Source organism: Rhizobium sp. BK661 (assembly GCF_024808825.1).
Taxonomy (GTDB): Bacteria; Pseudomonadota; Alphaproteobacteria; order Rhizobiales; family Rhizobiaceae; genus Rhizobium.
Genome location: NZ_JANTYT010000005.1, coordinates 212912 through 224717, shown reverse-complemented (window position 1 = coordinate 224717; position 11806 = coordinate 212912). Strand labels below are relative to the sequence as shown.

Annotated in this window: 6 protein-coding genes; 3 read left to right on the top strand and 3 right to left on the bottom strand. The window is 61.5% G+C overall.

Translation table 11 applies throughout. The features are described from left to right. Positions 1-9: 9 nt before the first annotated feature. The gene (locus FHX16_RS13565) at positions 10-1533 is read left to right on the top strand and encodes an outer membrane beta-barrel protein (protein WP_183862235.1); all 1524 of its coding nucleotides are present in this window, start codon (positions 10-12) and stop codon (positions 1531-1533) included. 65 nt (positions 1534-1598) lie between these two features. On the opposite strand, the gene galU is transcribed toward FHX16_RS13565, so the two are convergent. Then, positions 1599-2486 (bottom strand): UTP--glucose-1-phosphate uridylyltransferase GalU, encoded by an 888-nt coding sequence (gene galU / locus FHX16_RS13560; protein ID WP_016557108.1) that lies wholly within the window; start codon positions 2484-2486, stop codon positions 1599-1601. Between the two features lie 200 nt (positions 2487-2686). Here galU and FHX16_RS13555 point away from each other — a divergent pair, with 200 nt between their 5' ends. Next, positions 2687-3910, top strand: coding sequence for a lytic murein transglycosylase (locus FHX16_RS13555; RefSeq protein WP_183755787.1), 1224 nt, complete (start codon positions 2687-2689; stop codon positions 3908-3910). 87 nt (positions 3911-3997) lie between these two features. After that, a complete protein-coding gene (locus tag FHX16_RS13550) occupies positions 3998-5206 on the top strand; it encodes a DUF459 domain-containing protein (RefSeq protein ID WP_183862237.1) in 1209 nt (402 codons plus the stop codon). A 113-nt stretch (positions 5207-5319) separates the two neighbouring features. On the opposite strand, the gene FHX16_RS13545 is transcribed toward FHX16_RS13550, so the two are convergent. Next, positions 5320-6774: a glutamate synthase subunit beta gene (locus tag FHX16_RS13545; RefSeq protein ID WP_183755789.1), complete on the bottom strand. Its 1455-nt coding sequence runs from the start codon at positions 6772-6774 to the stop codon at positions 5320-5322. Between the two features lie 256 nt (positions 6775-7030). Further along, entirely contained in the window at positions 7031-11752 is a 4722-nt protein-coding gene (gene gltB, locus FHX16_RS13540; protein WP_183862239.1) for a glutamate synthase large subunit, read from the bottom strand. Positions 11753-11806: the final 54 nt, after the last annotated feature.

Here is an 11806-nt window from a genome sequence, read left to right as displayed (position 1 = left end):
AGGATAGACATGGGCCATTGGAAGGATACGAGCAGTCTCACGCCGCTCCGCGCGGCGGGCTTTGCCGTATCCATAGCTCTGACTGTTGGCGCCGTCTTCGCGTCTCAACCCGCAGTTGCTCAGTCGATGCCGGTCTCCAACAGCGCGATACGCTCGTCCAATGCACCGGTTACCGCGGCGGCGGAAGATGAAAGCGATATCCCTGAAGGACCGACCGCCATCCCGACGATAACCGAAAGTCCGACGTCAGGAGCAAACGCCGCCCCCATTGCAGCTGGCGATCAGAAGCCGAGCGATGAAACCACCGGCGCAATTCTCGACGAGGACATGATACGCCTGAACACGCGCGAGGCGCCGCTCGACGAGCGGCTGCCAAGCCGCAAACCGGAACCCAACCCGGCAACCGAGGAAACGCCCGGCATCCACATCGGCACCTTCGTGCTGCGTCCGACCGTTACCCAGAGCATCAACACCGAGACCCAGAAAGACGCCGGCACCAAGCAGACGCGTGCGTTTCTCGAAACAGACATGCACGCGACGCTGACTTCGGACTGGGCGTTGCATCAGCTTTTGGTGACCACCGACGGCGCTTGGCAAAAGAACGTCAGCGGCGAAGGCGAGGAGCAGCCGGATTTCAGGATCAACGGTGATCTGCGCCTCGACCTTCCGCAGGACACGACAGCCCACATAATCGGTGGCTACCATTTCTACCGCGAAGACACAGATGATCCGAATGCCCTGCAGAACGCCGACAAGCAATCCGATGTCCAGGAATTCAGCACCGGCGCCTCGATCGAGCGCGACTTCGGCATCCTGCGTGGCAGCACCGGCATCGATCTGGTCCGCACGATTTACTCCGACGCCACCTTGGCGGACGGCACCACGGTTTCCCTGAGCGATCGCAACGAGACCAACGGCACGATCCGCGGCCGTATCGGCTATGAGCTGTCCCCGGCCTTGATCCCGTTTGTCGAGGCCAATGTCGGCAAGACGGTCTATGACCAGAGTGTTGACTCCGCCGGCTTCCGCCGTTCGGGGGACAGCTATGGCGCCAAGGTCGGTGTCGAACTCGACATGGGCGAAAAACTTCGCGGCGAGGTTGGAATCGGCTATGAGACTGCGACCTTCGACGACGACCGCCTCTCGGACATCGATACAGCCGTCGTGGACGCACAACTGCTGTGGTCGCCGCTGAGGGGTACCGACGTTAACATCGGCCTGCTGACCAGCATCAACCCGTCGACGACCGCCGGAGAATCCGGCTACGTATCCCATGCCTTGACGACGGGCGTCACGCATCAGTTGCGAGACAATCTGACGGGCACCGTGCTTGGCGGCATTACCTATCGCGACTATCCTTCGGACAGCCCGACAAGTGATGAAACGGTCTACACCACGAGTGCCGGTCTGACCTGGAACATCAACCGATATCTCGATCTGACCAGCACCATCGGCTACGAGCTGACGTCACGCAAGACGAGCAGCGACTCCGAGCAGTGGCGGGCCGGCGTCGGCCTCAAACTCAAGCGCTGAAACGAGATCCGCCTCCAAGTGGGAGGCTTGGAGGCGGATCCAGTTCGTTCAGTCGGCGGCCTGCTTCAGAGGCCCTTCAGCAGTTCCTTGAAGCCGCTTTCGACCGTCGGGCGAATATCCGCGCGTTCCAGCGCGAAGGCCACGTTGGCGAGGATGAAGCCGTCCTTGGCGCCGCAGTCGTAAGTCGTGCCGCGGAAGTGATAGCCCGCGAAGGTCTGATCCTTGAGCAACTTCAGCATGCCGTCGGTCAGCTGGATTTCGTTGCCGGCGCCGCGTTCCTGGGTTTCCAGGATCTTGAACACCTCAGGCTGCAGGATGTAGCGACCGTTGATGAAGTAGTTCGACGGAGCGGTGCCCTTGGCCGGCTTCTCGACCATGCTGGTGATGCGGAAGCCCTCGCCGACCGCGTCGCCGACACCGACGATACCGTACTTGTGAGCCTGATCGGGGGCGCACTCCTCGACGGCGATGATGTTGCCGCCGCTCTGGGCATAAAGATCGATCATGCCCTTCATGCAGCCCTTGCCTTCGCTCTTCATGATCATGTCGGGCAATAGCAGCGCGAACGGCTCGTTGCCGACGATCTCGCGGGCGCACCAGACGGCGTGGCCGAGACCAAGCGGCTCCTGCTGGCGGGTGAAGCTGACCGTACCAGCCTTGGGAAGCTGGCCGGCAAGCAGCGTCATTTCCGCCTGCTTGCTGCGCTCGCGCAGGGTCTGCTCGAGCTCGAAGTGGATATCGAAGTAATCTTCGATGATGTGCTTGTTACGGCCGGTGACGAAAACGAAATGCTCGATGCCCGCTTCCAGTGCTTCGTCGACCACATACTGAATGATCGGTTTGTCGACGACAGTCAGCATTTCCTTCGGCACGGCTTTCGTGGCCGGGAGAAAGCGAGTCCCGAGACCCGCAACCGGAAATACAGCTTTGCGAACTTTTTTATGCTCTGCCACACAATCCTCCTGCGATGATTTCATCGCTTGAAATAAAAGGCAATTTTGATTGGACTAGATGAGATTTGCTACGGTTTTGCAAATGGTGACTGCGTTCCTAGGTCATGGTAAAGAATTTGTTGACTTCGTTCAGGTAGTCTCAGGCCTGAGCGGAACCTCGCGCTCTGCTGTGCCTGAAACGAAAGGACGGATGACCGCCGATGACTCAAAATCACAGAAACTCCCTTCGTGGTCTTGCTCTAGCACTCATCGTGACCGCGTCCGCCGGTCTGGCTCCGCTCAACGCGAAAGCCGATCAGCGGTTCCAGAAGTGGATCGCGGACTTCTATCAAACAGCCGCTCAAAATGGCATCAGCAAGGCAACCTATCGCAAAGCCTTCGCAGGCGTCAGCGATCCGGACCCGACGGTCCTTGAAAAGGCGGCCTATCAGCCTGAATTCACGACGAAAATCTGGGACTATGTTGATTCCCGTGTAAATCCGTACACGGTTCAGATCGGTCGTCAGATGGCGGTCAAATACGCCTCGACACTGAATTCAGTTCAGCGCCAGTTCGGCGTCGACAAGACGATTCTCCTCGCAATTTGGTCGATGGAGTCCAACTATGGTGCGGTTCTCGACAAGGATGACCGCCTGCACTACGTGCCGCGGGCGCTCGCGACGCTCGCCTACGCCGACGAACGGCGGGCGAAATTCGCCAAGAAGCAGCTGATTGCAGCGCTGAAGATTCTGCAGAATGGCGATATCTCGCCGGATGGCATGACCGGTTCCTGGGCGGGCGCGATGGGCCACACCCAGTTCATTCCGACGAGCTACCTGCTATACGCGGTCGATGCCGACGGTAACGGTCACCGCGATATCTGGAACTCCGTGCCGGATGCCCTGGCGACATCTGCCAACCTGCTGAGGAAGAACGGCTGGGACGCGGGCAAGACCTGGGGATATGAGGTCGTAGTACCCCCCGCTGCACGCAAGCAGGCTGGGAAGACCCATACGCTGGCACAGTGGGCCTCCCTTGGCCTGACCCGCCCGAACGGCAAGAGCTTCCGTGACGGCGGCAGCAACGCCGTGCTAAAAATGCCTGCCGGACCAAACGGCCCAGGCTTCCTGATGACAGCCAACTTCTTCACCATCAAGAACTATAACGCCTCGGACAGCTACGCCATCGCGGTTGGACTGCTGGCTGATGAGATAGCCGGCTACGGTGGCATGAAACAGCCCTGGCCGCGACCGGACGGTACGCTTGATATGAAGCAAAAGTTCGAATTGCAGACGCGCCTGAAGACGCTCGGCTATTACGACGGCGAGGTCGACGGGAACTTCGGCAGCGGATCCAAGGCCGCAATCGCGGCGGTCCAGGCACGCATGGGAATGCAGCAGGATGGCGAGCCATCGCTGCCGCTGCTCAACGCGCTTCGCAAGTAGACGGAATAATCAGCAACATGCATTTTGGGGTGTGGACGCGAGTTCCCGCTCCATGCCAGAATACCGGCAGATGCGAGGCTGCTGATTATGCGTAAACGAGTAAACCGGGTAACGCTCCGCTGGGGTGCGATCGGCACCGCGACGCTGGTGGTTTTCTTCAGCGCTCTCCCGGTGCAGGTCGCCGACGCCCAGGAGCGCTATTACTATCGCCGCTCGATTCTCGATTTCTTCCTCGGTCGCCGCTACATCCAGGAGTATCCGCCGCAGCAGGCGCCGTCTCAGAACGCGCCACAGCGACAGCCTGCGCCGAGGAAGAAGGCCGCAGCGCCGAAAGCGGCTGCATCTCCCCGTCCTACCGCTCCCGCCGTCGTTGAGGAAAAGGTCGTCGAGAAGCTTGCCAATGCCCAGAAGATTCTCGTCGTCGGCGATTTTCTCGCTGGCGGTCTCGGCGTCGGCATGGACGCCGCGTTCAGGGATTCTCCCGGCGTCGTCGTCGAGACGCACAGCAACGTCGCCTCCGGTCTGGTCCGAGACGACTACTATGACTGGCCACAGCAACTGACAAAGCTCATGGACGAGACAAAGCCCGCCATGGTCATCGTCATGCTCGGCGCGAATGACCGTCAGCAGATGGTGACGGATATCGGCAAGGAGAAGTTCAGGACCGATGGTTGGTATGCCGAATATCAGCGGCGCGTCGTAGCCTTCGGCCAGCAGGTCACCAGCCGCAAGATCCCGTTGCTCTGGGTCGGCCTGCCGGCCTTCGATTCGCCGGCGATGACCGCCGATGCCGTGCAGCTGAACCAACTGTTCCGCAAGCAGATGGAGGGGGTCGGCGGCGAGTTTGTCGATATCTGGGACGGTTTCGTCAGCGAAGGCGGCGAGTTTATCGTCACCGGGTCCGACATCAATGGCCAGCAGGTGCGACTGCGCACTTCGGACGGTATCAACCTCACCGAGGCCGGCCGGCGCAAGCTTGCCTTCTATGTCGAGAAGCCTGTGCGCCGCATTCTCGGGGTGCAGGCAAGCCCGGACCTCGTTCGCCTCGACACAGGCAACGCACCGGCGATCGACGCCGTGGCAATGCCCGGCCGCACCGAACCGATCAGCCTCTCCGACCCCAACCTGGACGGCGGCGCGGAACTTCTTGGCGGCAGAGCCTTCCCGGTCAGCGCCACCAAGTCACCACGCGATCTACTGGTTCAGGACGGCGAGATGGCGGCTCCCCCCGCGGGTCGCGTTGATGACTACCGCATGGCACCAATGAAGCCCACGGCTCAGGTCACCATTAAATAGTCCGGCCGCTTGATGCAGCTCAAGTGCAGCGGAAGCGCCGGCTGAATCCGGTCCGGATGCGACGAAAAAGGGCCGCTCAAAGCGGCCCTAAATCCAACCATCAACTATGTAGCTTACCGCGGCAGAACCGTCGAACCCATCAGCGCTTCGTCGATGGAGCGCGCGGCCTGGCGGCCCTCGCGGATCGCCCAGACCACCAGCGACTGGCCGCGGCGCACGTCGCCCGCCGTCCAGAACTTGTCAACCGAGGTCTTGTAGTCCTTATCGTTGGCAACGACGTTGGTCGAGCCGCGGCGGTCGGTGTTGAGCGTGAGCTTGCCGTCGAGCTCCTTCAGCACGCTGTCCTTGAATGGGCCGCTGAAACCGATCGCGATGAAGGCGAGATCGGCCTTGATGATGAACTCCGTGCCGGCAATCGGCTTGCGGCGCTCATCAACTTCGCAGCACTTGACGCCGGTCAGGACGCCGTCTTCGCCGACGAATTCGAGCGTCGCGACCTGGAACTCCCGGATCGCACCTTCGGCCTGCGAGGACGAGGTGCGCATCTTGGTCGCCCAGAACGGCCAGACAGCGAGCTTGTCTTCCTTCTCCGGCGGCTGCGGGCGGATGTCGAGCTGCGTGACCTTCACTGCGCCCTGACGGAACGCCGTGCCGACGCAGTCCGACGCGGTATCGCCGCCGCCGACGACGACGACATGCTTGGCGCCTGCCAGGATCGGATCGGACGCCCAGCCGACGCTGTCGATGTTTTCGCGGCCGACGCGCTTGTTCTGCTGTACGAGGTACGGCATCGCATCGTGGACACCGGAAAACTCGATGCCGGGAATGCCCGCTTCGCGCGGCGTTTCCGAACCACCGCAATAGAGCACCGCGTCGTAGTCGGCGAGCAGCTGCTCGACCTTCACGTCGACGCCGACATTGACGCCACAGTGGAAGGTGACGCCCTCGCCCTTCATCTGCTCGACACGGCGATCGATGAAGTTCTTCTCCATCTTGAAGTCGGGGATACCGTAGCGCAGCAGGCCGCCGGGCTTCGATTCGCGCTCGTAGAGGTGAACCTCGTGACCTGCACGACCGAGCTGCTGGGCAGCCGCCATGCCGGCCGGGCCGGAACCAATGATCGCAACCTTCTTGCCGGTGTGAATCGTGGCCGGCTGCGGCCGGATGAAGCCGAGCTCGTAGGCCTTGTCAGCGATCGCCTGTTCGACGGTCTTGATCGCAACCGGCGTGTCTTCGAGGTTCAGCGTGCAGGCTTCCTCACAAGGCGCCGGGCAGACGCGGCCGGTGAACTCCGGGAAGTTGTTCGTGGAATGCAGGTTCTGGATCGCCGCTTCCCAGTTGTTGTTGTAGACGAGGTCGTTCCAATCAGGAATCTGGTTATGAACAGGACAACCGGTCGGACCGTGGCAATACGGGATGCCACAGTCCATGCAGCGGGCGGCCTGTTTCTGTACTTCCTGGTCTGACATCGGGATCGTGAATTCGCGGAAATGCCGAATGCGATCCGATGCAGGCTGATACTTCGCCACCTGCCGGTCGATTTCCAGAAACCCTGTGACCTTACCCATATTTTCGTCCCTCATCATCTCAAAGCCCAAGACCCAGAGGTCCCCAGTACCAGTAGGCGAGTCCCATGACCGCACCCAGGGCTATAAATTCCGTTTTCAGGTCACCGCTGAGATATGAAGTCCCGGCGAAAACTGCGACGGCGAGGCACAGAGATATAAAGAGGTGGAATAGTGACCATCGATTTTTCATCAGCGTCCTTTCCGGTATCTCTGTGCCCCTCGTCTGAGCAGCTGTAGACCTAGCGATTCAAGAGCATTACTCCGCCGCAATTCCCATACGGGCGCGTTCCATCTCTTCCAGGGCACGGCGGTATTCGACCGGCATGACCTTGCGGAACTTCGGACGGTAGTCGGCCCAGTTGTCCAGGATCTGCATGGCGCGGGTGGAGCCCGTGTAGTGCAGATGGTTGGAGATCAGCTGGTAGAGACGCTCCTCGTCGTGGCGCGTCATGTCACCGGAGACGTCGACGCGTCCCTTGTGCATGAGGTCGCCGCCGTGATGATGCAGCTTCTCGAGCATGTCGTCTTCCTCCGGCACCGGCTCGAGCTCGACCATCGCCATGTTGCAGCGCTTGGCGAAATCGCCGGCCTCATCGAGCACGTAGGCAACGCCACCGGACATGCCGGCCGCGAAATTACGACCCGTTTGGCCGAGAACGACAACGACACCGCCCGTCATGTATTCGCAGCCGTGGTCGCCCACGCCTTCGACGATGGCGATCGCACCCGAGTTGCGGACCGCGAAGCGCTCGCCCGCGACACCGCGGAAGTAGCACTCACCCTCGGTCGCACCGTAGAGAACGGTGTTGCCGACGATGATCGACTCTTCCGCGACGATCTTCGAATTCTCCGGCGGCCGGACGATGATCTTGCCGCCCGAAAGGCCCTTGCCGACATAGTCGTTGCCATCACCGATCAGGTTGAAGGTGATGCCGCGTGCCAGGAAGGCGCCGAACGACTGGCCGGCCGTGCCTTTGAGCGTCACGTTGATCGTATCGTCCTTGAGGCCACGGTGGTTATAGCGCTTGGCAACTTCACCCGACAGCATCGCGCCCGCCGAACGGTCGACGTTCTTGATATCGGCCTCGAAGGATACAGGCGTCTTCGAAGCAAGTGCCGGCTCGGCTTCCGCGATCAGCTTGCGATCGAGAATGTCGTCGATCGGGTGCTTCTGGCGCGTCGTCCAGTAGGTGGCTTCCTTCGGCGCTTCGACCTTGTGGAAGATGCGGCTGAAGTCAAGACCCTTGGACTTCCAGTGCGCCAGCATCTCGTCCTTCTCGAGCAGCTCCGAAGCACCGATGATGTCATCGAGCCTGGTGAAGCCGAGCGAGGCGAGGATCTCGCGCACTTCGTTGGCGACGAAGAAGAAGTAGTTGACGACGTGCTCCGGCGTGCCCTTGAAGCGCTTGCGCAGAACCGGATCCTGCGTGGCAACGCCGACAGGACAGGTGTTCAGGTGGCACTTGCGCATCATGATGCAGCCGGCGGCGATCAGTGGCGCGGTCGCGAAGCCGAACTCGTCGGCACCGAGAAGCGCACCGATGATGACGTCGCGGCCGGTCTTCAGGCCACCATCGACCTGTAGCGCGATGCGCGAACGCAGGCCATTAAGCACCAGCGTCTGCTGCGTCTCGGCAAGGCCGATTTCCCACGGAGAACCCGCGTGCTTCAGCGAGGTCAGCGGCGATGCGCCGGTGCCGCCGTCGAAGCCGGAGACCGTGATGTGGTCGGCGCGCGCCTTGGCAACGCCGGCGGCAACCGTACCGACGCCGACTTCCGAGACGAGCTTGACCGACACGTCGGACGTCGGGTTGACGTTCTTCAGGTCGTAGATCAGCTGCGCCAGATCTTCGATCGAGTAGATGTCGTGGTGCGGCGGCGGCGAGATCAGGCCGACACCCGGCGTCGAGTGACGGGTCTTGGCAACGGTCGCGTCGACCTTGTGGCCGGGCAGCTGGCCGCCTTCGCCGGGCTTGGCGCCCTGCGCGACCTTGATCTGCAGCATGTCGGCGTTGACGAGATACTCGGTCGTGACACCGAAGCGTCCCGATGCGATCTGCTTGATCGCCGAGCGTTCCGGGTTGGACGAACCGTCCGGCAGCGGCATGTAGCGGTCGGACTCTTCGCCGCCCTCGCCGGTGTTGGACTTGCCGCCGATCTTGTTCATCGCGATCGCCAGCGTCGTATGCGCCTCGCGGCTGATCGAGCCGAAGGACATGGCGCCGGTCGAGAAGCGCTTGACGATCTCGGCGGCAGGCTCCACGTCGTCGACCGAAACCGGCTTGCGGCCCAGCTGATCGGCGCTCTTGATGTTGAAGAGGCCACGGATCGTGTTCATGCGCAGCGCCGAGGTGTTCACCATCTCGGCGAACTCGCGGTAGCGGTCCTCAGCATTGCCGCGAACGGCGTGCTGCAGCGTGGCCACCGCATCCGGCGTCCAGGCATGGCTTTCGCCGCGCATGCGGTAGGCATACTCACCACCGATATCGAGCGTGGTCGCCAGCAGCGGGTCCTTGCCGAAGGCGGAGTTGTGACGGGCAACGGTCTCTTCGGCGATATCAGTGAGATCGACGCCTTCGATCATCGTCGCAGTGCCGAAGAAATACTTGTCGACCAGTTCCTGCTGCAGGCCGATCGCATCGAAGATCTGACCGCCGCAATAGGATTGATAGGTCGAGATGCCCATCTTCGACATGACCTTGAGGATGCCCTTACCGACCGCCTTGATGTAGCGGTAGACGACTTCAGACGCGTCCACTTCCTTCGGGAACTCGCCCTTGGCATGCATGTCGAGCAGCGTGTCGAAGGCAAGGTAAGGGTTGATCGCTTCGGCGCCATAGCCCGCGAGCAGGCAGAAGTGATGCACTTCGCGCGGCTCGCCGGTCTCGACGACGAGGCCGACCGAGGTGCGCAGGCCCTTGCGGATCAGGTGATGGTGGACGGCTGCGGTCGCGAGCAGCGCCGGGATCGCGATACGGTCCGGTCCGATCTGGCGGTCTGACAGCACGATGATGTTGTAGCCGCCCTTGACCGCCGCTTCCGCGCGCTCACAAAGACGGTCGAGCATCTCCGGCATGCCTTCGGCGCCACGCTCGACGTCGTAGGTGAAGTCGAGCGTCTTGGTGTCGAAGCGGTCTTCCGTGTGACCGATCGAGCGGATCTTCTCGAGATCGCCGTTGGTCAGGATCGGCTGACGCACTTCCAGGCGCTTGGCGTTCGCCATGCCGGTGTGGTCGAGAATGTTCGGACGCGGCCCGATGAACGAAACGAGGCTCATCACGAGCTCTTCGCGGATCGGGTCGATCGGCGGGTTGGTGACCTGCGCGAAGTTCTGCTTGAAGTAGGTGTAGAGCAGCTTCGACTTTTCAGACATCGCCGAGATCGGCGTGTCTGTACCCATCGAGCCGACAGCTTCCTGACCCGTCGTCGCCATCGGCGACATCAGGATCTTGGTGTCTTCGGTGGTGTAGCCGAAAGCCTGCTGGCGGTTAAGCAGCGACACGTCGCGGCGCAGCGCGCGTGGCTCCACCGGCTTCAGCTCTTCCAGAATTAACTGCGTGCGATCGAGCCACTGTCCATACGGATGCTTGGTCGCAAGCTCGGTCTTCAACTCCTCGTCGGAGATGATCTTGCCCTTTTCCATGTCGATCAGCAGCATCTTGCCCGGCTGCAGGCGCCACTTCTTGACGATGTCCTCTTCGGCCACCGGCAGCGTGCCGGCTTCCGACGCGAGGATGACGCGATCATCAGATGTGACGAGATAGCGGGCCGGACGCAGGCCGTTGCGGTCGAGCGTCGCGCCGATCTGCTTGCCGTCGGTGAATGCGACAGCCGCCGGGCCGTCCCACGGCTCCATCAGGGCAGCGTGATATTCGTAGAACGCCTTGCGCTCCTTCGACATCGACTGGTTGCCGGCCCAGGCCTCCGGGATCAGCATCATCACGGCATGGGCCATGGAATAGCCGCCGCGCACAAGGAACTCGAGCGCGTTGTCGAAGCAGGCCGTGTCCGACTGGCCTTCATAGGAGATCGGCCAAAGCTTGGAGATGTCGTCGCCGAAGAGCGGCGAGGAAACCGATGCCTGGCGCGCCGCCATCCAGTTGACGTTGGAGCGCAGCGTGTTGATTTCGCCGTTGTGGGCGACCATGCGATAAGGATGCGCCAACTTCCAAGACGGGAAGGTGTTGGTCGAGAAGCGCTGATGCACGAGGGCGACAGCGCTTTCGAACCGCGGGTCCGACAGATCCTTATAATAAGCGCCCACCTGGTAGGCCAGGAACATGCCCTTGTAGACGATCGTCGCCGACGAGAGCGACACGGGGTAGAAGTGGCTCTCCTCACCGTCGAATTCGTCGTAGATGCGGTTGGAAATCACCTTGCGCAGCGTAAACAGGCGGCGTTCGAATTCATCGGTGGTCGCGGCATCGTCGCCGGCGCCGATGAATATCTGACAGTGATGCGGTTCGGTAGCGGCGATATCGGGCGCCTTCGACAGCGACGTGTTGTCGACGGGCACGTCGCGGAAGCCGATGAGAACCTGGCCCTCTTCGGAGATGACGTCCTGCATCACCTTCTTGAAATGCGCGATCTGCTTTTCGTCGCGCGGCATGAAGATATGACCGACGCCATACTCACCCGCCTTTGGAAGGGTAATGCCCTGCTTGGCCATTTCCTCGCGGAAGAAGCGGTCTGGGATCTGGACGAGAATACCGGCGCCATCGCCCATCAGCGGATCGGCGCCGACGGCACCACGGTGCGTCAGGTTCTCGAGAATGAAGAGACCGTCCTTGACGATCTGGTGCGACTTCTGACCCTTCATGTGGGCGACAAAGCCGACGCCGCAGGCATCATGCTCGTTGCGCGGATCGTAGAGGCCCTGTTTTCGCGGCAAACCGGAGGCGAATTTACGCGCATTGGCCGTCGCGCGCGTCGTTGCTGCTGCGAACTGGTCAAAACCCGTGGATGGCGTCTTCGTCATCTTTCCCTCCTGTCAGAGCCCGCGGGGACTGCGGCGGCTCTTTGCCCCGCACCG

Coding starts and splice junctions, on each gene's coding strand:
- gltB (WP_183862239.1), bottom strand. CDS start 11,752: ATGACGAAGACGCCATCCACGGGTTTTGACCAGTTCGCAGCAGCAACG.
- FHX16_RS13555 (WP_183755787.1), top strand. CDS start 2,687: ATGACTCAAAATCACAGAAACTCCCTTCGTGGTCTTGCTCTAGCACTC.
- FHX16_RS13545 (WP_183755789.1), bottom strand. CDS start 6,774: ATGGGTAAGGTCACAGGGTTTCTGGAAATCGACCGGCAGGTGGCGAAG.
- FHX16_RS13550 (WP_183862237.1), top strand. CDS start 3,998: ATGCGTAAACGAGTAAACCGGGTAACGCTCCGCTGGGGTGCGATCGGC.
- FHX16_RS13565 (WP_183862235.1), top strand. CDS start 10: ATGGGCCATTGGAAGGATACGAGCAGTCTCACGCCGCTCCGCGCGGCG.